We start from the raw sequence: 18,205 nt of genomic DNA on the forward strand, positions 1-18,205 counted from the left end.
GAAGATGGGACGTTCCGTCAGCTATCCGACCGGCTCCGTGGTCGCCTTTCGCCTGCTCGAGGACGGCGAAGACGACGATGCGGACTGGGTCTATAAGTGCCTCGTCGACGAAATCATCGATACCACAAAAGCATCCTTTCCTTCCTTTGAGGCCTTCGATGGATGGCGCGGCCGCGAGGACCGTATCCTCCTGCGCAACGCCTTTGCCGATTGCGGGATATCGACCTATTCCGGTCTTGCTGCAATCTGGATCGCCCCGCGCGATGACGCTCTCTTCTGGGAAGCGGACTCGTCTCGCCCGCGGGCGGCGCGGGCACGTCACTGGATCGCACAAGTAGGGCCGCATCTCGAACGACTGTTCGGCGAGCTCAAGATGGTCGGGCGTTTTTCAAACGGAGAGGCGATCTTCGAACGCTCATCACCTTGCATTTGACGGGATAATCGGTATATCTTGCAATTGAAAGGACGGCTTATGGCGACGAAGCCACTCGAATTACAGCCCGACGATGGCAAGGTCCTCACCTCTGCTATCGCGCGTATTGCGGAGTTCTGGGGCCTCACCAACCCCAAGCTTGGTGCAATCCTGGGGGTGTCGGAATCGACCGCCTCGCGCCTGCGCTCGGGCAAGGCACAGCTCGACCCTGCATCGAAGTCCTTCGAAGCTGCTCAGTTCCTCCTGCGGCTATTCCGCTCGCTTGACGCCCTGCTCGGGAGCGATGACATGTCTGCGCGCGCGTGGCTGACGACCGCCAATCTCGATCTCGATGCGCGCCCGATCGATCTCGTCGACAGTTTCAAGGGTCTCATCACAGTTTGCGACTATGTGGACGCCCACCGCGCTCGCGTCTGAGTTCCGCCGCTACCGCCGAACGGTATGGCGGGTAGTCGAAGCACAGCATCGTATCTCGACAAACCGACTGACCTCAGATCTTGGCGAGCAACAGCGGCTTGAGGAACTGGCAGATAGCGCAAAGCCCGACCTTCCGAAGTCCGCGCACGGGTTGCACTATCTCCTCGCTTCACCCTTTCGCTATGGCCACACGGTTGCCAGCCGCTTTCGCCGGGCAAACGAGCGACCCGGGATATTCTACGCAAGCGAAGCCGAAAGCACTGCGATTACCGAGACCGCCTACTGGCGGCTCAAGTTCTACAGCCGCTCGCCGGGCTTCGTTCCAGGCAATCGGACCAGCGAGCACCTGAGCTTTTCCGTGCCCACATCGGTCACGCGGCTGACTGATACGACCAGAGCGCCGCTTGAGGCCGATGCCAACCGATGGCTTGACCCGGACAACTACTCGCACTGCCAGGACCTTGCCACCTCGGTACGCCAAGCAGGCCGTCAGGCCATTCGGGCATGCTCCGCGCGTGACCCGGACGGCATCAACCTGGCATTGCTCGATCCGGCCGGCTTTGCGAAATCGGAACCAGATCACGGTCGGGGGTGGCACTTGCGTCACGAGGGAGACCGACTAACCGCGATCGCGGCTTTCCCGCACGCGGAAGTGCTCGCCTTCACGCCGGGGCAGTTTGGCCTCCAAGAGCGCTCCTGAGTCGATCCGGGACTCCTCCGAGACAACTGCAGCACCACCCCGGCACTATCCAGCACGAACCTGTTCGCTGGTCCTCGTGCCCTGGACCGGTCAGGTCCCACCGCAACCCGCGCAAGGCTGCGGCCCGTGTGGCCCGCGCCAGCCTTGCCTTGCGGGGTTTCCCGCTGCCGCGGTGCGGCGTTTCCTTGTCCCGGTCCTTGTCAGGCACGGCGAACAGGCCCGCGCGGAAATTCCTCTGCCGGCATTCGCCGGTCTCAGGAGGACTACCGATATGTATGACAGTTTCGCCAGCCAGCTTGCGGGCCTCGATCTATCCGGCTTCTCGATCACGCCCGCCCCTTTCAACGAATGCGACTTTCCATGTGAGGATGCCATGGCTCACACGCTGGGAGCGGTATGGTCCGATCTCTTTGCGCTGTTCGCCGACACCGCGCTCGAAGCCGACTCCGAGGATCTCGCTTGGAGCTTCGTCAACCTCTTCCACCGCGCTGCCAGCCGCAAGTCGGCGCAGGTGGATCGTGCCTCGGATGAAATCCGCGCCCTGTTGGCATCCGCCGACGGCTCCGAGGTGCATTCGTCGAACCTCGAGGAGCAGACCCTGCGCGCGCAGTCGGCTGAAGCCAGCATGCAGGCCTTCGAGCAGATGCGCGAGGTTGCAGCAGGTCTCTACCGCGACGAAACCGGGTCTTCGTGGAAGCCCGTTTCGGGATCGCGTGCGATCCATTCGAAGACCATGACTTCGGCTGTGATCGATGCCCGCGATTTCTTGCGCGTGCGCAAGGAACGCCGTCAGGCTGCACATTCACCCGAGGGTACTCCGGTGGTTTTCGCCGGTGGCCGCAACAGCTTCGAAAGCGAGGCCGAGGCGAAGACCTACGTGGCCAACATCTGGGCTACACTCGACAGGGTGCGTGAGGTCGTTCCTGACCTGTTTCTCGTACACGGAGGCGACGGCAAAGGAGCCGACAGACTGGCCGCATCCTGGGCCGAGCGTCATGAAGTTCAGCAATTGACGTTCGGGCTTGAGCGCCGTCTCGGTGCCCGCGCCGGATTTAAGCGCAACGAGCAAATGCTCGGCCTTAACCCTCGCTACGTGGTGGTATTTCCTGGCAATGGCGTGACCGAGCGCTTGGTGATCGAGGCCAAGAAGCAGCGCATCACCGTAGTCGATCGCCGCGGACCGCTTGGTACCAGCCCCAACTTCCCTGCGTAGGGTTCAATTCACTCCCGGCCGGATCAATCTCCGCCGCCGAAAAAAGGGCGGCCCCTCTCGAGGCCGCCCATAAGGAGAGAACTCATCGCATTGCTGCTCCGAGCCCTTCGGGTCGCATTGGCTACATAGCACCGAACCCGATCAAGTCGATTGTAGGGTTACGACAGGCCCGAATAGATACGCTTTTGAATGCGCCTCTTGTCTGCACCTGCTGCGCCTAATGAACTGACCGGCGTTTACTCTGCGACATACATTCTCGGGTTCTTTCGCCAGGTCATCACTGGGCGTTCTCGGATCATTCATTCCGCGCTACAGGGTATTTCATGCAACTCGATGATCTGCTGCAGCGCTACTTTGCCTCGACCGACCTTTCCTCGGTTGCTCCTGACACACTTGCAGCCGGTATCGAGCATTGCCGCGTCGATTTCGGCCTTGAGAAGGACCGGGGCAAGCGCTTTGCACTGTGGTCGTTCCTGCACATGTTCGGGTCTGCCCCCGACCTCGATGTGGCGTTCGAGAACGAGGAAGACCGGGAGGCGGCGCGCAACTTCATGGATCTCCTGGCGGCATCGGAGGGCGATGGGGTAAGCTGATTGCAGTAGGGTCTTGGCACCTTCAGACCCGCACCCGATACCCATCCGGCTTTCTTCGCGAACAGTCCTGAACCAGGTCAGCTGAGGACGGCAACCCGTTCTTTTCCGGCCGTGTTGTCGCGCTTCGCGCGCCTGCCCGCACCACCCGTCATGAACAGGTTTCCCTTCGGCCCCCAGACGATGTCTGCTGGCCTGCGGTGCAGTCCTCCCATGCCCTGCTTCTTCTGGATGTTCGCAAGCCGGAGATGGTCTCCGGTTTGAGGAACTGAAGGAATATCACCATGACCAATATCGCAATCCTCACCGGCCGCATCGCTCGCGATCCGGAAACACGCGAGACCAAGGGGGGCACCAATGTCACCGGGATTACCGTCGTCACCGATCGCCCCGCGCGCGATAAGGACGGCAAGACCTACAAGGACGAGAACGGCTACACTGCCAAGGAAAGCGAGTTCCACCGGGTGACCTGCTTCAACGGCCTTGCCAAGACCGTCGGTCTGTACTGCACCAAGGGCCAGCTGGTCAGCGTCCAGGGCCGCATCCACTACACCCAGTGGGAGGACAAGGACGGGGTCACGCGCTACGGCACCGAGATCCTCGCCGACAAGGTCGACTTCCTCTCCCGCGGCAACGGTGCTAATGAAGACGAGGGTAACAAGGATGCCCCCGAGATCGACTGAACTGTCCCGTCGATCCTCCCCGAAGGGGTCCTGTCCATGTCGGACAGGGCCCCTTCTTTGTGCCTACTTTGCTGCTGGTGCACCGGTCTGAGGAGAGGAAGCAGGCGTCATAGCCAGCCGCTTCAAGGCCTCTTCTTCACCCAGCTTTGCAAGCTCTGCCGCCAGTCTTGCAAGACACTTCTTGGAGAAGCTTTCGAGGCCCGTTCCAAGGATCACCCGTCCCAATTCAAGGGCAGCTTCTTCCTCGAGTTCCTTTTGACGTATATCGAGCGCTGCCCGATCGGCCTCCAGCTTCTTGAGAGCAGCCACAGCGCTTCGTTTGGATGGCATTTTGGATACTTCCTTCGCCCCCTCGAATGTTCCTCCCTGGTGTCTAATTGAACCAGCAAGGGCTCTGTAGGAAAGCGCGTTCTGGAATCGTCTCCGGGATAACCTCCAACCAAAGAGAGAGGGCCTGGCTCACGGACCTTTCAAGGATGATGGGCGCGCAGCCAGCGCGTCAAGGACGGCAGGGCCCCACCATTTTCCCTCCCCTTCGCTTGCGCTTCGGTCCGGCAAAATCGTTTCCCCCGCCGCCGCTTCGCGGTCACCCGACCGGGTGATCCCTGACCCACCGGCCGCACACCCATCCGCCTTTCTCCTGTCGTCTCACCGACAGACATCAGGAGGAAATCATGACTTTATTCGGCAATCTTCAATCGAACTCAAACAGCTACTTTCAAGCGCTTGCCACTGCTGAACGGCGGGCGCTGCACAGCTTCTTCGACCAACACGTCATAGAGGACGATGACCTGGGTTACTTCGCGCTGGACGAAGGCGACTACAACGCCCTCCCGGTGCATCTGGCGAGCCGTGTTGTTCATACGGTCCACGGTGCGATGCTGGATGAATTCTGAGATATCCCATCGGGCAGGAGCCGGTTCCGGTTCCTGCCCTTTTTTCCTGTTCGCCTTGCGAGGGTCGCGATAGATACTGCGCGGGGCGGACGACGCGCTCGGTCCCGCACCACCTGCGGCGGTGCTCCTGCGGGCGCGGGGTTTCTGTTTCGGGCCCCGCACGCACTCCCGACGGGCATCGGGTCGGAGCGGCGCAATGCTGGCGGGACCGACAGACCCCGGTCCCTGGCACCGCACGCGCTCCTTTGCCTATGCCCTTCCGGGGGTGCGGTTTCCTGTTTCGACCGGCCGAGAAAGATCCGATTTTCCCTGATCTAGGCCGCCTCTGGCTGGTTGCTCGCGCGCCATAAATTGGGATGGGAAACTACCCGCTATCTGAAAACCGCCATCGTAGCTGGAGCGACCTGCGCAGTTGGGAAATTGGGCACACCGTACGCATCGCTGATGCAGAAAGATATTGTTTACCAATATCTTGCTCGAATTTGATCCTCAAAAACGAGGAGCAGATCGATGGACCGAAATGGCCATGTGTTACCGCAAGAATCAAGTCCGAATCATGCGCTTTCCGCAGTGCCGCGTGAGCGCAAAGATGAGGGTGGGCAGAGCATCCAGCATGTAAGACTTAACGGCAATATCGTCCGGCGCAGGCCTGGTAAACGGATGATCGAATATTGGGATAGCGAGCTACCCGGCTTCGGTCTGCGCGTGCATCCCTCGGGGTGCAGAACCTGGTTCGTGATGTTCCGTCAGCGCGGCAAACAGCGCCGTGTTTCGCTTGGGACGACCAGACAGAATACCGCGACAGAGGCGCGTCGAATTGCGCGCGAGAAGCTGGCGGAAGTGGCGCTCGATGGACTGCCTTCGCGCAAGACCACGAAGTCCCGCGCAAAGGAAGCTCCGTTGATGCGCGAATACGCTGAGCGTTTCTGGGCTGACTATGCGCACCACTGGAAACCGAGCACGCGCCAGCGGAACCGAACAGGGATCGATCGGGACATTCTCCCAACCTTCGGTGACCGCCGTGTCGACGAAATCACCAAGGCCGATATTTCATTCTGGCGTGATGGCTTCGCCGAGCGCACAGGTGCCTTCAATCGCACCATCCCGATCCTTTCGGTGATGATGGGTTATGCCGAACAAATCGGATACCGCAGTCGTGGTTCGAACCCTTGCAGGGGGACGCCACGCTACAAGCGCAAGCGGATGGAACGCTTCCTCTCTGCCCGCGAATACGGTCAGCTCGCGACCGCGTTGGACTACTTTGAAGCCGAACACTCGGCTGTTGTCGCTGCGATACGTCTGTTGATCTACACGGGCGCGCGCTGCGGAGAGATCGAGAACCTGAGCTGGGAATGGGTGCAGGAGCCGCGTATCATGCTGCCTGACAGTAAAACTGGCGCGAAGATCGTCTACCTCAATCGACAAGCTGCTGAAGTGATCACATCGATCCCGGATCGCAAGCCGACGGGGCTGGTTTTCCCGTCGGTTCGCGACCCAGAGAGGCCGATGAAGCTGGGCATGCATTGGCCAGAAATCCGCAACCGTGCAGCGCTGCCTGACGTTCGCCTACATGACCTTCGGCACAGCTTCGCTTCGACCGCGATCCGCGACAACATCTCGCTAATGGTGATCGGCAAGCTGCTCGGCCACGCATTGGCCGAGACGACTTCGCGATACGCGCATTTGTCCGACGAGGTCATCGCCGATGCTGCCGAGCGCGTGTCGGGATCGATCGCAAGCCTGATTGGAGTGAGTCAATGAACGCGCTGACCCTCCAGACCATCGTCACTGAAGAACTTGGCACGGCGCGTATCGGAGTGGTCGGCAAGACCAAAGGCGATAGCAAACTACGCCGAATAGTCTGGTCAAGACGATTGCCGGGATTCGGGACGCGCTTCTACGCGAGTGGACGCACCATCTACATTGTCCAGGCGGCGATGCAGGGACGGACGCGAACCGTAACGATTGGCAACGCCAAGATCCTGAGCGAAGCACAGGCGATGGATGTTGCGCGGCGCGTACTTTTGCGCGCGCAAGTCGGCCATAACCCCGCAGAGAGGCGCAAGAAGCGCCGCAAGGTCCCGCTCTATGCGGACTTTCTCGACACCTACTGGCGCAAAGTCTCGCCAAGCTGGAAAACATCAACGCTGCACACGCATGGACTGTATCGGCAGAATTATCTCCAATCGGCGTTTGCAGGGATGTTTCTTGATGAGATTGAGCAGTCGCATGTGCAGGAGTGGTTCAACCGTGTGACAGAAATTGGAGGGCCGGGTGCAGCAAACCGGTCATGCGAAATCCTGCGAGCACTGATGAACAAGGCCGAAGAGTGGGGCATCAAGCCAGAATGCTCGAACCCATGCTCCTCGATCCGAATGAACAAGCGACGCAAGTGCGAGCGGTTCCTCTCCGATCAGGAGTTTCGGCGCCTTGGCGCGGCGATAGACAAACACCGCAAATCGAGACCGGTTCATTGCGCGGCATTGCAGCTCTTGATCCTGACCGGATGTCGACGATCTGAGATCACCGGCTTGACCTGGAGCGAGGTCAAAGGCCGCCGATTGCTCTTAACAGACAGCAAAACCGGCCCGCGTACCGTCTGGCTAGGCGAAGCTGCGTGGACCATCATCAAATGCCTTCCACGTCACAAGCGCCGCCCGGAAGTGTTCTTCAATCCGAAGACTGGCGGGAGCGTTGATCTGACATGCCTTTGGCGAGACGTTCGCGAAAAGGCGGGTATGAATGGTGTGCGCCTTCACGATCTGCGCCATAGCTTCGCCAGCCACGCGGCCGCGCGCTCGGAAACACTCCCGATGATCGGCAAGCTGTTGGGACACAGGCATGTGACCACCACGGCCCGCTACGCTCATCTGGATGATGGCCCAGTGATCGAAGCCGGGCAGCGCATCGGCGACCTGATCGAAGAAATGATGGGTTCGAACCGTTCATTGAACCATAATACTATGTGTGATAAATCGGCACTGCTGTATTACTAGGAACCGGCGCACCCGCATTTTTGCGAACCGCTGGTTCGCCAAGTTCGCAGCAAAGGAAAAGATCAGCGATGCAACGCTTGCTGATGCCGTGCATCGGGCCGAGAGCGGCCTGATCGATGCCGACCTTGGCAGCGGTCTCATCAAGCAACGCCTCGCGCGCGAAGGCGGAGGAAAATCGGGTGGCTATCGCACGATCCTGATCTTCCGCTCGGGCGGGCGGGCCATATTCGTGTTTGCCTTCGCCAAGAGCGCCAAGGCAAACCTGAGTGCGGCCGAACTGAAGGTCTATCGCAAGGCCGCCAGGATCATGCTGGAGCTTGGTGATGGCGAGATCGAAACGGAAGTTGAAGCAGGCCGATTGGTCGAGGTGAAAGACGATGAGCAAGGCTAAGGCAAAGACCTACAAAAGTGAGGCGCTGGCGGCTGTCCATGAGATGATAGAAGGCCTCCACGACGCGGGCAGCATCGACAAGCGCACCATGCGCGAGTTCGATGAGGCCTGCCTTGCGCCTGCTCCGGTCCTTGCACCGGAAGAGATCAGAGCGATCCGCGAGGCAGAGCATGTCTCGCAGCCGGTGTTCGCGCGCTATCTCAACGTGTCGAAGAACCTTGTGTCCGACTGGGAACGTGGCGCAAAGAAGCCAGGGGGACCGGCGCTACGGTTGCTGTCGATTATTCAACGCAACGGGTTGGACGCGGTGGCTTGAAGCTGGCAGGTCGGAAGCGCAGAGCCGTTCGATGACGACTGCCGCGTTGATGGTGGTCTAAATCTACGATTCGCAAGGCCGATTGGTATGAATGACTACAACCAGCGGCGGACTCGCGCTCTGTAGCGTTCATAATCAGAGCCGAAGAGCTTAGTGAGGCGCGCTTCTTCGGGTGCGATCTGAAACGCGGTAATATATCCGACAAAAGCAATCAGAATTGCGCCATTGACGGGCGATCCCAGCCAGATTGCGATGCCACTAAGTATAAGCAAAAGCCCCAGATACATCGGGTTTCTTGTGTGGCGGTAGACGCCGGTAACGACGAGGCTTGTAGCTTTCTCGGGGGCGAGAGGTGTAACGGTGGTCTTGGCCTTTCGAAAGGCACCTATAGAGATCAAGTCGATGGCAAGGCCCACCACAATGAACGCGCCGGCAAGAGCCGATTGAAAGGGAAACGCGAACCGCGTCTGGGAGAATGTTTCCGCTATTCCCCACATGGCCAAGCTGCAAAGCAAGGCGATGATCGGAGGGGGTATCAGCAGTTTCATCTCGTATCTTGACCTATCTATCCATTTAACTCGGACGACGAGCAATCAGGTCGATCAGCGCTGACATGCCTGGATGTCCCTTTCCCTCGCTGATCTCAGCATCATAGCCTTCGAGCAATTCGATTTCGAGCGCTCCAAAGGCCTCGCGCAGCATCGCTTCGGTGTACATGTTCTCAGCCGAGGGCGGACCACCGGTTCCGAAAGCCAGCTGTTCGGGGCGATATCCCTCGAGCAGCAAGAGACCGCCCGGCTTCAGTGTTTTGGAAATATCCTCGAAGATGCGTTCGCGCACTTGCGGTGCTGAAAACTGAATGAATATCGCCACGACCGCATCGAAGGCGTTTTCTGGCCAAGCCCAAGAAGCCAAGTCTGTCTGGACAAACTGAATTTCGACGCCACTTTTCGCTGCAAGCCGATCGGCCTTTTCCAGCGCGCGTTCCGAAATATCGGTCGCGACAACCTTGTGACCATGCTTGGCGAGGAAGACGCTGTTTCGTCCCTCACCATCTGCAACAGCGAGCACGCGCGACCCTGGCTCAAGACGATGGGCCTCGCGAACGAGAAAGGCATTCGGCTGAGTCCCAAAAACATAGTCTTCGGTTGCGAACCTTTCGTCCCAGAACTCTTGGCCGTCGATCGCGTCAGCCATTGGCTGCCTTCCATGCGCCCATTGATCCAAGATAGATATCGAGGTTGCTGAACCCGCGGCTTGCGAGCCAGCCTGCCGCAACCGTTGCTCGCATACCGCTTGCGCACATGAGCGTGTAGGATCGGTCCTTATCGAGCTGTGACCACCGCTCGTTGAGCTCGCCAACGTAGATATGCTCGGAGCCATCGATCGCGCTTGTTTCTCGCTCGTCGGCGTCGCGAACGTCGAGCAATGTCCAATCTCCCTCAACCTTATCTAGCCGGGATTTCACCGTGTCCGTATCGACCATCGGCATCGAGTTCATACTGACTCCGTTTGCAGCAGCCGGAACGACGCCATTGTAGCCGCCGATCACGTTATCGAGCCCGATCCGGGTGAGGTGTGATAGGGCACTGGATAGTTGGTCTTCGTCTGATCCAACCAGCACGATCATTTCGCCCTCTCGGATAAACCATCCGGCGAAAGCGGAGATCATTCCAACAGGCAGGCACATCGAGCCCGGGAAATGACCGGATGCGAAAGCGAGCGGTTCACGCACATCGATCACATGGTCCGCAGTCGTGTTTCGCATCTCTGGCAGAGTGAGCCGCTTAGGACGGATGACGCGGGGGGCGGGTTGAGCGCCTTCGAGATTCAACCGCTCCATCAGCCGGAAGTAAGGCGGCTGATAATGGTTCTCCGCAACCTTCGCCTCGATAAAGGCATCCCGACCTCCCAACTGGAGGCGCGGATTGTTGCGACGCTCATGCCCTATCGTCGAGAATTCGCGCTCAGCCATACCCGAGCCGCAGACAGACCCCGCTCCGTGCGCGGGATAGATGATCGCCTGGTCGCCGAGCGAGAGTAGCTTTTGAAGCGAGTCATAGAGGAGGCCGGCAACTTCGCGCTTGCGATCAGGATAGAAATCGGTGCGTCCGACGTCGCCAACAAACAGCGAGTCTCCGGTAAACACGCCGACTGGTCCATCGCGATATTCGCGATCGTAGATCACGAAGGCGAGGTGATCGTCCGTGTGCCCGGGCGTCTCAAGCACTTCGATTGTAAGCTGTCCGATCTCGAATGTGTCGCCCTTCTTCGCGGTCTTGGCGAAAGTGACTTCGCCTGCCGGATTAGGGCCATGCAGGACAGTCGCCCCGGTCATCTGCGCAAGGATCGGCGAGCCGGTGATGAGATCTTCGTTGCGATGCGTTTCGAAGATATGCGTGATCTCAAGCCCTTGAGCGCGTGCCTTTTCGACATAGATTTCGCAGTCGCGGCGGGGGTCGATCACAGCCGCTTTCCCGCCGGAACCGATGAGGTAAGAAAGATGCGAAAGCCCGGGTGTTTTGATCTTTTCGAGTATCATGCTGGTTCCTTTTGGCAGCTTTTCTAACGCTTCGATCCCGCCCTGTTTCCGAAGCGACTACGCCTTCAGCCAGAACCGGATGATCATGGCTACGATGCCGAGGAAAGTGACGCTCGCCAGCCATATCCCGACCATCCATGCGAGCCGTTTCCATAGCGGTTGCTGGGGTTCAGGTGGTGCGAGCATCAGTGATATCCCTCGTCGGCGACCTTACCTCTGAACACCCAATAGGCCCAAGCGGTGTAGCCGATGATGAGCGGCATGGTGAGCGCAACACCAACCAGCATGAATATCTGGCTCTTTTCGGGCGCAGCGGCATCCCAGATTGTTACTCCTGGCGGCACCACATAGGGCCACATCGTGACACCGAGGCCCGCCATACCGAAGAAGAAGAGCGCAATCGAAAGCCAAAACGGCTTGCTGTTCCTGTCTTTCCTGATGGCGTGGATCATCGACAGCGCGATGATCGCCGTGAGGATCGGAACGAGGGCCGCGAAGTAAATCTCCGGGGCAGTTAGCCAGCGTTCGGCATATTCTGCGTTGAGGAAAATGTTGTAGAGACTAACTGCTCCCATCAGGACAATCGTCGCGATTGCCGCCCTTAACGCTAGGTATCGCGCATGTTTCTGTGCGCCGCCCTCGAGCTTCCAGATCAACCATGTGCTGCCAAGAAGGGCGTAGCCTGCGACAACGCCCAGTCCGCAAAGCAGAGTGTAGGGCGTGAGCCAGTCGAACCAGCTCCCCGCATAACTGCGGTCAACAACCTCGATGCCCTGCAGGAGCGCGCCCAGCGTCATTCCTTGAGCCATGGCCGCCACGAGCGAACCGCCGAAGAACGCTGCATCCCAGAATGCGCGGTGATTGGGATCACGCCACCGATACTCGAATGCGACTCCCCGGAACACCAAGCCCAGCAGCATGGCGATGATCAGGGGATAGGTGGCGGGAAGGATGACCGCGTAGGCCAGCGGGAAGGCGGCAAACAATCCACCGCCGCCGAGGACGAGCCATGTCTCGTTCCCATCCCAAACCGGAGCGATCGAATTCATCGCCCGGTCGCGGCCCTGACCGACGCGAATTGTCGGAAACAGAATGCCGATGCCGAGATCGAAGCCGTCCATCACGACATAGGCAAAGACGGCGAAGGCGATGATGAATGCCCAGATGACAGTAAGGTCCATCACACGTCCTCCTTCTCGGCTGGAAGGGGTTCATCGTGGCCAGGGTTTTGCGTCGGTCCCGGTGTAATGCCGGCGGTGCGGATTGGCCCTGTGTCTCCGCGCTTGACCCCGACTTCACCGGTATGAGGCGTCTTGCCCATCAGGCGCAGGATGTACCAGACGCCGATCCCGAAGACAGTGAAGTAGACGATGATGAAGGCAAGTAGCGACGCTGCAACGGCTGGCGCATCGAGCGGACTGGCCGCATCGGCTGTGCGCAACAGACCATAGATCACATAGGGCTGTCGGCCGACCTCGGTCGTAATCCAACCCGCGAGTACGGCTACAAATCCGCTCGGTGCCATAAGGATCGCTGCGCGGTGCAGCCAAGGAGCGTCGTAGAGGCGTTTGCGGGCCCGAGCATAGAGGCTCCAAAGACCGATACCAAGCATCGCAAATCCAATCCCGACCATGATGCGGAAGGACCAGAAGACCATGCCCACCGGCGGCTCTTCATGATCCGGGATGGTGTCGAGGCCGTCCATCGGCGCATTCAGATCGTGCTTGAGGATTAGCGATGATAGCTTCGGAATCTCGATTGCATAGCGCACCGTTTTGCTTTCGCTGTCCGGGATGCCGAACAGGATCAAGGGCGCGCCATCGGGATGGCTTTCGAAGTGCCCTTCCATCGCCATTACTTTTGCGGGTTGATGCTCGAGAGTGTTGAGGCCGTGCATGTCACCAGCGAAGATTTGCAGCGGCGTGACGAGCGCAGCCATCCACATCGCCATCGAGAACATCTTGCGCGCATGCGGATTGGCGCGGTCCTTCAACAGGTGCCAGGCACCCACGCCGCCGACAACGAAGGCCGTGGTGAGATAGGCTGCCATCACCGTGTGCACGAGGCGGTAGGGGAAGCTAGGATTAAAGACGATGTCCCACCAGCTGTCGCCTGGCAGGAACTGACCGTTCTCGCCCATCACATGCCCGACCGGTGTCTGCATCCAACTATTCACCGAGAGGATCCAGAAGGCCGAAACAAACGTCCCGATCGCAACCATAAGCGTGGCGGTGAAATGCAGCTTCTTCCCAACCTTGTTCATGCCGAACAGCATGACACCGAGGAATCCGGCCTCGAGGAAAAACGCGGTCAGGACTTCGTAGGCCATGAGCGGCCCGATGACCGGACCGGCTACATCGGAAAACACTGACCAGTTGGTGCCGAATTGGTAGCTCATCACGATGCCCGAGACGACGCCCATCGCAAACGCGATCGCGAAGATCTTGAGCCAGTATTTGAACAAATCGAGATAGACCTGCTTCCCGGTCTTCAGCCACAGGCCTTCGAGAACAGCGAGGTAGCTCGCAAGCCCGATCGAGAAGGCAGGGAAGAAGAAGTGGAAGCTCACCGTGAAGGCGAACTGGATACGCGCCAGCAGAAGGGCATCGAGCTGATCAAACATGTCGGAAACCGTGATCCCTCAGTTGTGAAATTCTTGCAGCAAGAGATTGAGGGCGCGTCCGCTTTGCAGCGAACGCTCCCCGCGACCCTCAGGCGACTTTGGTCGTCCGTAGGTATGGTTTGATGGTGGTGAAGCCCTGGGGGAACATTGCCTTCGCCTCGTCGTCGTTGATCGAAGGCGGGATGATCACATCATCGCCGGGCCGCCAGTCGGCAGGCGTGGCGATAGTGCAGCGGTCCGAGAGCTGGAGACTATCGATCACCCGCAGGATCTCGTCAAAATTGCGGCCAACGCTCATCGGATAGGTCATCACCAGTCGGATCTTGTTCGCCGGATCAATGATGAAGACCGAGCGGACCGCCGCGGTTTCACTCTGGTCGGGGTGGATCATGTCGTAGAGCTTCGCGATCTTGAGGTCGGGATCGGCGACGATGGGAAAGTCGAGAGCGACGCCCTGCGTTTCGTCGACATCCTTTACCCATTCCAGGTGCTCTTCGACTGTGTCGGTCGAGAGTCCGAGCGGCTTGACATTGCGCGCCTCGAACTCGGCGGCGAGCTTTGCTGTCATGCCCATTTCGGTGGTGCAGACGGGGGTGAAGTCCGCCGGATGGCTGAAGAAAAAGACCCAGCTGTCACCCGACCATTCATGAAGATCGATCTCACCCTTGGTCGTAGCAACAGTGAAGTTGGGGGCGGTCTCGCCGATGTGAAGAGACATAGGGATTTCCTTTCTTGAGAGTGTGATAATTGGGATCAGTTGCGACCGTGGCGGCCGCCGCCGCGTCCCTGTCCCATCTGACCACCGCGCGAAACGCAGCGCTGGAACGCGGGTAGATGACGTTCGCGCGAAGCCCATTGCAGTCGACCAAGGGTTTCGCGGACGTCGTCGTCTTGAATGGTCGGGAGAAGGCGGTCGTAGAGTGCGATGTTCTCGATTTCTGCGGTGACGCCTTGCTCACACGCTGCCAGCAAGGTCGCTGGCGCTTCTATCTTGCCGAGATACGGGTTGGATGCCTCATAGCTAAGGCCAAGACGATCCATTTCGGTTTTCGCCCGGCTCGCGTGGCGACGCTCCGCTTCGATGATATTGATGAAAGGCCGAGCCCCGCCAAACTTCTCTATGACGGCGGCGTAGGTGGCCTCGGCACGATATTCATCGTCAAGGGCCTGCAACAAGGCCGCACCATCAATGCCTGGCGGGTCTGCCGCGATCGCGTTTGTGCATCCACCGCCAAGCATGAGCGCACCCAGTGCGAGAAGAGATTTCCAACAGGCCATTGCGACCTCCTTTCTTGAAGGAAGGTCTAACAGCAGCGGCTAGGGACTGCAATTACAATTTATCACTTAATGTAATCGATATCCTAGATTCTGCATGAAATTGGGAGAGATATGCATATTCCGCCAGATATCGCGGCAGTAACAACCCTTCATTATTAAAAAAGATGTAATCGTATAAAGCTGGGTGGCGCGCCAAGGTGCGTGCAAGTCTCGAACAGACAAGCCTTGCACGAGCCTTCCGGGCGTCTTTCAACCCTGCCGCGATCTAGTTCGCGGTGGCGCGAAGCATCCACGCGGTCTTTTCGTGGAGGGTGAGCCTTGGCGCGACCACGTCGGATGTTGCCTCATCGCCGATCTCCTCGGCTACCCTGAGCACCTCACGTGCAGTTTTCGCCACCTGTTCGTGACCTTTGGCAAGATTGGTCACCATCTCCTGCCAATCCGGACTGCCGGCCTCCTCCTTGATCGATGAGAGACCGCTCATCTCGGAGTATGATGAGGGCGCATAATGCCCAAGCGCACGGATGCGTTCTGCCAATTCGTCAACGGCCGTCCACATCTCAGTGTATTGCTCCATGAATTGAAGGTGCAATTGTTGAAAATGCGGCCCTTCCACGTTCCAGTGATACCCATGGGTCTTGAGATAAAGCGTGTACGTATCCGCGAGCAACTTCTTCAGCGCGTTCGATGACTTCTCGCGTCCTGCGTCATCGATCCCGATGTCGATATCCATAGATAGGTCCTTTCCTTCTTCACTGTCTCGCTATGGGCACGCGCTCGCGCACCAGATCAATCGAATAAGCTCCGCCGCCTTTGGCCATCAGCAAAATGAGCGCGCCCATAATGGCGATGTTCTTGAACAGTGGCCCGGTCCCACCAGGGGCGACATGGGTGAAGAATGTGATCGGTATTAGCGTGACCAGAATTACTAAAGCAGATAGTCGCGTCATTAAGCCCAGCGCCAGCGCGATGCCAAACACAACAAATGCCGCTCCGCTCAGCCACAGGAGCACAGAGGGATCACCAATCGAGTTTACCGTATCACGCCAAGGAGAACCGGCCATGCGGTCAAGCATCATTTGATGACGGCCGAAATGCCCGAGGCCGCCGATGATGAAGATCAGACTGGTGAATGCACGGAAGATCAGTTCGGCGATGCGCGACCATCGCTGCGAAGGCGTGAGCAAAGCGTCAATCGATCTAAGCATTTCGATCCTCCCCGAACGATTGTGCTTTCCGCCAACGATAAAAGGTCTTCTCCGAGATGCCAATTTCGCGGCAACTCTCGCAAACTCCCCTGCCGCTCTCGATCAACGCTTCGATGCGACGGCATTTCTGGTCCTTGTGGGCGATGGCAGGCATCAGATCAGACCTCGGGCGAGATAGTGATCGTGTGGCTCTGGAGGGGCTCCGTCATCGACGACCAGCTTCTCGAAGGCCTTTGACTGCGAAAGGAACACCTCTCCGTTAAGCTCTTCGATGAAATGGGAGCGTTTCAGGCGATCCATGACCGGTCCCTTGACCTCTGACAGATGCAGCCCGATTTTGCCGTCCCCGAGCCGGTGATTGATTGCTTCGAGGCTTTCGAGGCCCGAAGCATCGATCTCGTTCACCGCGCTGCACATAAGGATTACGTGGCGCACGGCGGGACGATCAGCGACTTCTTCCAGCACATATTCTTCGAGCCAGCGGGCGTTGAGATAGGTCAGGGCCTCGTCGATGCGGATCGACAGGATGTGCGGAACCGTGATGACCTTGTGCCGCTCGACATTGCGAAAGTGTTCCGTCTCCGGGACACGGCCTACGATGGCAGCGTGGGGCCGGCTTGCTCGCCAAAGGTAAAGGAGCAGCCCCACCGCGACGCCTGCGATCACGCCCATCTCGACGCCTGCGAGCAGAGTGATCCCGATGGTAGCGATGTGCGCCGCGAAGTCAGCCTTTGAGTAGCGCCAAAGCCGCCCGGGAGTCTTCAGATCCACGAGGCTGAGGACCGCGACGATGATCGTCGCGGCGAGTGTGGCGATGGGCAGGCTGAAAAGGAGTGGGGTCAGGAACAGCGTCGCAAGCGCGATACCGACAGCGGTGTAGGCTCCGGCCGCAGGAGTTTGTGCTCCCGCATCGAAATTCACCGCCGAACGGGCGAAGCCGCCTGTGACCGGATATCCGCCCGAAAACGCGCTGGCGACATTGGCTGCACCAAGCCCGATCAGCTCCTGATCCGGCGAAATGCGCTGGCGCCGCTTGGCTGCGAGCGTCTGCGCGACCGATACGCTCTCCACAAAGCCGATGATTGAGATGAGGAGCGCTGGCACCCAGAGCTTTTCGATCAGAGAGAGATCGGTGCTCGGCAGCGCAAACGGAGGCAGGCCCTGCGGTACTGCGCCGACCAGATTGACGCCTTTGTCGCCGAGATCGAGCGCAAGAACCGCCAGTATTGTGAGTGCAACCGCGACCACTGGTCCTGCTTTCGCAGACATGTCTGCTGCACGCTCTGGAATTCCGATGCGCTGCAACGCAGGCTTTGCGCCTTTCCGCACCCAGAACAGGAACAGCGTCGCCGGGATACCGATGGCGAGCGTCCACACATTGGTCTCGTCGATCGCGCTGCTGAGGGAACCGAGCATCTCCGGCCAGTTGGCGCCGCCCGCCTGAATGCCGAGGATGTGTTTCAACTGGCTGGTGGCAATGAGGATGCCCGATGCCGTGATGAAGCCGCTGATGACAGGGTGCGAGAGCAGATTGGCGAGGAAACCGGCGCGCAGGAAACCCAGGATCGCGAGCATCACGCCTGAAAGCATCGCCAGTGTTATTGCGGCTTCGAGATATTCCGCCGTGCCTTGCGCCGCGACTGCTCCTGCAGCCGACGCCGTCATCAGCGAGATCACCGCGACCGGCCCCACGGCGAGCGTCCGGCTTGTTCCGAAGATCGCATAGAGAACGAGCGGCAGGATCGACGCATATAGCCCGACAACCGGCGGGAGCCCGGCGAGCAGCGCATAAGCGAGGCTCTGCGGGATCAGCATGATGGTGACGATCACCGCCGCCATCAGATCGTCCGTCAGGACGTTGCGGTTGTAGGTCCGACCCCATTCAAGGATCGGAAGGTAGCGCGAGAGCATGCCTGAAG

At 59.1% G+C, this 18,205-nt stretch carries 24 protein-coding genes; 11 read left to right on the plus strand and 13 right to left on the minus strand.

Going from position 1 to position 18,205, the window contains the following annotated elements:
- Positions 1–4: 4 nt before the first annotated feature.
- From NAP1_RS03030 to NAP1_RS03055, 6 genes are all read left to right on the plus strand, one after another.
- Positions 5–433: a hypothetical protein gene (locus tag NAP1_RS03030; RefSeq protein ID WP_007163750.1), complete on the plus strand. Its 429-nt coding sequence runs from the start codon at positions 5–7 to the stop codon at positions 431–433.
- A gap of 39 nt (positions 434–472) precedes the next feature.
- Positions 473–850, plus strand: coding sequence for an MbcA/ParS/Xre antitoxin family protein (locus NAP1_RS03035; protein WP_007163751.1), 378 nt, complete (start codon positions 473–475; stop codon positions 848–850).
- Positions 822–1,550: an RES family NAD+ phosphorylase gene (locus tag NAP1_RS03040; RefSeq protein WP_007163752.1), complete on the plus strand. Its 729-nt coding sequence runs from the start codon at positions 822–824 to the stop codon at positions 1,548–1,550. The genes NAP1_RS03035 and NAP1_RS03040 overlap by 29 nt, the downstream gene beginning before the upstream one ends.
- A 271-nt stretch (positions 1,551–1,821) precedes the next feature.
- Complete coding sequence (locus NAP1_RS03045) at positions 1,822–2,763, plus strand: DUF2493 domain-containing protein (protein WP_007163753.1); 942 nt, start codon at positions 1,822–1,824, stop codon at positions 2,761–2,763.
- A gap of 323 nt (positions 2,764–3,086) precedes the next feature.
- A complete protein-coding gene (locus tag NAP1_RS03050; protein WP_007163754.1) occupies positions 3,087–3,356 on the plus strand; it encodes a hypothetical protein in 270 nt (89 codons plus the stop codon).
- A gap of 281 nt (positions 3,357–3,637) precedes the next feature.
- Positions 3,638–4,036 carry a single-stranded DNA-binding protein gene (locus NAP1_RS03055; protein WP_007163756.1) on the plus strand — a complete coding sequence of 133 codons (399 nt, stop codon included), beginning with the start codon at positions 3,638–3,640 and terminating at the stop codon, positions 4,034–4,036.
- A gap of 63 nt (positions 4,037–4,099) precedes the next feature.
- Here the strand turns inward: NAP1_RS03055 and NAP1_RS03060 are convergent, their stop codons facing one another.
- Positions 4,100–4,366, minus strand: a complete 267-nt coding sequence (locus tag NAP1_RS03060; RefSeq protein ID WP_007163757.1) for a DUF6437 family protein — start codon at positions 4,364–4,366, stop codon at positions 4,100–4,102.
- Between the two features lie 344 nt (positions 4,367–4,710).
- On the opposite strand from NAP1_RS03060, the gene NAP1_RS03065 reads away from it, so the two are divergent.
- The 5 genes from NAP1_RS03065 (at position 4,711) to NAP1_RS03085 (ending at position 8,635) form a co-directional block, all read left to right on the plus strand.
- The gene (locus NAP1_RS03065) at positions 4,711–4,932 is read left to right on the plus strand and encodes a hypothetical protein (protein ID WP_007163758.1); all 222 of its coding nucleotides are present in this window, start codon (positions 4,711–4,713) and stop codon (positions 4,930–4,932) included.
- Between the two features lie 660 nt (positions 4,933–5,592).
- Complete coding sequence (locus tag NAP1_RS03070) at positions 5,593–6,693, plus strand: site-specific integrase (protein WP_007163759.1); 1,101 nt, start codon at positions 5,593–5,595, stop codon at positions 6,691–6,693.
- Positions 6,690–7,928 carry a site-specific integrase gene (locus NAP1_RS03075; protein WP_007163760.1) on the plus strand — a complete coding sequence of 413 codons (1,239 nt, stop codon included), beginning with the start codon at positions 6,690–6,692 and terminating at the stop codon, positions 7,926–7,928. The genes NAP1_RS03070 and NAP1_RS03075 overlap by 4 nt, the downstream gene beginning before the upstream one ends.
- A complete protein-coding gene (locus tag NAP1_RS03080) occupies positions 7,900–8,319 on the plus strand; it encodes a type II toxin-antitoxin system RelE/ParE family toxin (RefSeq protein ID WP_007163761.1) in 420 nt (139 codons plus the stop codon). The genes NAP1_RS03075 and NAP1_RS03080 overlap by 29 nt, the downstream gene beginning before the upstream one ends.
- The gene (locus tag NAP1_RS03085; protein ID WP_007163762.1) at positions 8,306–8,635 is read left to right on the plus strand and encodes a DNA-binding transcriptional regulator; all 330 of its coding nucleotides are present in this window, start codon (positions 8,306–8,308) and stop codon (positions 8,633–8,635) included. Before NAP1_RS03080 ends, NAP1_RS03085 begins: the two co-directional genes overlap by 14 nt.
- A 95-nt stretch (positions 8,636–8,730) precedes the next feature.
- On the opposite strand, the gene NAP1_RS03090 is transcribed toward NAP1_RS03085, so the two are convergent.
- The 12 genes from NAP1_RS03090 to NAP1_RS03140 all read right to left on the minus strand — a co-directional run bounded on the left by NAP1_RS03090 (position 8,731) and on the right by NAP1_RS03140 (position 18,197).
- On the minus strand, positions 8,731–9,183 hold the full coding sequence (locus tag NAP1_RS03090; protein ID WP_007163763.1) for an isoprenylcysteine carboxylmethyltransferase family protein: 453 nt from the start codon (positions 9,181–9,183) through the stop codon (positions 8,731–8,733).
- A 25-nt stretch (positions 9,184–9,208) separates the two neighbouring features.
- Positions 9,209–9,832, minus strand: coding sequence for a cyclopropane-fatty-acyl-phospholipid synthase family protein (locus NAP1_RS03095; RefSeq protein WP_007163764.1), 624 nt, complete (start codon positions 9,830–9,832; stop codon positions 9,209–9,211).
- Entirely contained in the window at positions 9,825–11,177 is a 1,353-nt protein-coding gene (locus NAP1_RS03100) for a rhodanese-like domain-containing protein (protein WP_007163765.1), read from the minus strand. Before NAP1_RS03100 ends, NAP1_RS03095 begins: the two co-directional genes overlap by 8 nt.
- Before the next feature lie 57 nt (positions 11,178–11,234).
- Entirely contained in the window at positions 11,235–11,363 is a 129-nt protein-coding gene (locus NAP1_RS03105; RefSeq protein ID WP_007163766.1) for a DUF2474 domain-containing protein, read from the minus strand.
- A complete protein-coding gene (gene cydB / locus NAP1_RS03110) occupies positions 11,363–12,358 on the minus strand; it encodes a cytochrome d ubiquinol oxidase subunit II (protein WP_007163767.1) in 996 nt (331 codons plus the stop codon). The genes NAP1_RS03105 and cydB overlap by 1 nt, the downstream gene beginning before the upstream one ends.
- Positions 12,358–13,800, minus strand: coding sequence for a cytochrome ubiquinol oxidase subunit I (locus NAP1_RS03115; protein ID WP_007163768.1), 1,443 nt, complete (start codon positions 13,798–13,800; stop codon positions 12,358–12,360). Before NAP1_RS03115 ends, cydB begins: the two co-directional genes overlap by 1 nt.
- An 88-nt stretch (positions 13,801–13,888) precedes the next feature.
- Positions 13,889–14,518, minus strand: a complete 630-nt coding sequence (locus NAP1_RS03120) for a peroxiredoxin (protein WP_007163769.1) — start codon at positions 14,516–14,518, stop codon at positions 13,889–13,891.
- Between the two features lie 35 nt (positions 14,519–14,553).
- Positions 14,554–15,078, minus strand: coding sequence for a hypothetical protein (locus NAP1_RS03125; protein ID WP_007163770.1), 525 nt, complete (start codon positions 15,076–15,078; stop codon positions 14,554–14,556).
- Positions 15,079–15,343: 265 nt separating this feature from the next.
- Positions 15,344–15,811 (minus strand): Dps family protein, encoded by a 468-nt coding sequence (locus NAP1_RS03130; RefSeq protein ID WP_007163771.1) that lies wholly within the window; start codon positions 15,809–15,811, stop codon positions 15,344–15,346.
- Between the two features lie 19 nt (positions 15,812–15,830).
- Positions 15,831–16,286 carry a DoxX family protein gene (locus tag NAP1_RS03135; RefSeq protein WP_007163772.1) on the minus strand — a complete coding sequence of 152 codons (456 nt, stop codon included), beginning with the start codon at positions 16,284–16,286 and terminating at the stop codon, positions 15,831–15,833.
- A complete protein-coding gene (locus NAP1_RS16760; RefSeq protein WP_007163773.1) occupies positions 16,279–16,440 on the minus strand; it encodes a transposase in 162 nt (53 codons plus the stop codon). The genes NAP1_RS03135 and NAP1_RS16760 overlap by 8 nt, the downstream gene beginning before the upstream one ends.
- The gene (locus tag NAP1_RS03140; protein WP_007163774.1) at positions 16,440–18,197 is read right to left on the minus strand and encodes a SulP family inorganic anion transporter; all 1,758 of its coding nucleotides are present in this window, start codon (positions 18,195–18,197) and stop codon (positions 16,440–16,442) included. Before NAP1_RS03140 ends, NAP1_RS16760 begins: the two co-directional genes overlap by 1 nt.
- Between the last annotated feature and the right edge of the window lie 8 nt (positions 18,198–18,205).

It is taken from the genome of Erythrobacter sp. NAP1, assembly GCF_000152865.1.
GTDB lineage: Bacteria > Pseudomonadota > Alphaproteobacteria > Sphingomonadales > Sphingomonadaceae > Erythrobacter.

What these genes read in the sequence shown, in the direction of transcription:
- NAP1_RS03040 (WP_007163752.1), top strand. Translation starts at nt 822, where the DNA reads ATGTGGACGCCCACCGCGCTCGCGTCTGAGTTCCGCCGCTACCGCCGA.
- NAP1_RS03095 (WP_007163764.1), bottom strand. Translation starts at nt 9,832, where the DNA reads ATGGCTGACGCGATCGACGGCCAAGAGTTCTGGGACGAAAGGTTCGCA.
- NAP1_RS03055 (WP_007163756.1), top strand. Translation starts at nt 3,638, where the DNA reads ATGACCAATATCGCAATCCTCACCGGCCGCATCGCTCGCGATCCGGAA.
- NAP1_RS03050 (WP_007163754.1), top strand. Translation starts at nt 3,087, where the DNA reads ATGCAACTCGATGATCTGCTGCAGCGCTACTTTGCCTCGACCGACCTT.
- NAP1_RS03105 (WP_007163766.1), bottom strand. Translation starts at nt 11,363, where the DNA reads ATGCTCGCACCACCTGAACCCCAGCAACCGCTATGGAAACGGCTCGCA.
- NAP1_RS03065 (WP_007163758.1), top strand. Translation starts at nt 4,711, where the DNA reads ATGACTTTATTCGGCAATCTTCAATCGAACTCAAACAGCTACTTTCAA.
- NAP1_RS03100 (WP_007163765.1), bottom strand. Translation starts at nt 11,177, where the DNA reads ATGATACTCGAAAAGATCAAAACACCCGGGCTTTCGCATCTTTCTTAC.
- NAP1_RS03030 (WP_007163750.1), top strand. Translation starts at nt 5, where the DNA reads ATGGGACGTTCCGTCAGCTATCCGACCGGCTCCGTGGTCGCCTTTCGC.
- NAP1_RS03140 (WP_007163774.1), bottom strand. Translation starts at nt 18,197, where the DNA reads ATGCTCTCGCGCTACCTTCCGATCCTTGAATGGGGTCGGACCTACAAC.
- NAP1_RS03085 (WP_007163762.1), top strand. Translation starts at nt 8,306, where the DNA reads ATGAGCAAGGCTAAGGCAAAGACCTACAAAAGTGAGGCGCTGGCGGCT.
- NAP1_RS03070 (WP_007163759.1), top strand. Translation starts at nt 5,593, where the DNA reads ATGATCGAATATTGGGATAGCGAGCTACCCGGCTTCGGTCTGCGCGTG.
- NAP1_RS03120 (WP_007163769.1), bottom strand. Translation starts at nt 14,518, where the DNA reads ATGTCTCTTCACATCGGCGAGACCGCCCCCAACTTCACTGTTGCTACG.
- cydB (WP_007163767.1), bottom strand. Translation starts at nt 12,358, where the DNA reads ATGGACCTTACTGTCATCTGGGCATTCATCATCGCCTTCGCCGTCTTT.
- NAP1_RS03125 (WP_007163770.1), bottom strand. Translation starts at nt 15,078, where the DNA reads ATGGCCTGTTGGAAATCTCTTCTCGCACTGGGTGCGCTCATGCTTGGC.
- NAP1_RS03035 (WP_007163751.1), top strand. Translation starts at nt 473, where the DNA reads ATGGCGACGAAGCCACTCGAATTACAGCCCGACGATGGCAAGGTCCTC.
- NAP1_RS03045 (WP_007163753.1), top strand. Translation starts at nt 1,822, where the DNA reads ATGTATGACAGTTTCGCCAGCCAGCTTGCGGGCCTCGATCTATCCGGC.
- NAP1_RS16760 (WP_007163773.1), bottom strand. Translation starts at nt 16,440, where the DNA reads ATGCCTGCCATCGCCCACAAGGACCAGAAATGCCGTCGCATCGAAGCG.
- NAP1_RS03115 (WP_007163768.1), bottom strand. Translation starts at nt 13,800, where the DNA reads ATGTTTGATCAGCTCGATGCCCTTCTGCTGGCGCGTATCCAGTTCGCC.
- NAP1_RS03135 (WP_007163772.1), bottom strand. Translation starts at nt 16,286, where the DNA reads ATGCTTAGATCGATTGACGCTTTGCTCACGCCTTCGCAGCGATGGTCG.
- NAP1_RS03060 (WP_007163757.1), bottom strand. Translation starts at nt 4,366, where the DNA reads ATGCCATCCAAACGAAGCGCTGTGGCTGCTCTCAAGAAGCTGGAGGCC.
- NAP1_RS03130 (WP_007163771.1), bottom strand. Translation starts at nt 15,811, where the DNA reads ATGGATATCGACATCGGGATCGATGACGCAGGACGCGAGAAGTCATCG.
- NAP1_RS03090 (WP_007163763.1), bottom strand. Translation starts at nt 9,183, where the DNA reads ATGAAACTGCTGATACCCCCTCCGATCATCGCCTTGCTTTGCAGCTTG.
- NAP1_RS03075 (WP_007163760.1), top strand. Translation starts at nt 6,690, where the DNA reads ATGAACGCGCTGACCCTCCAGACCATCGTCACTGAAGAACTTGGCACG.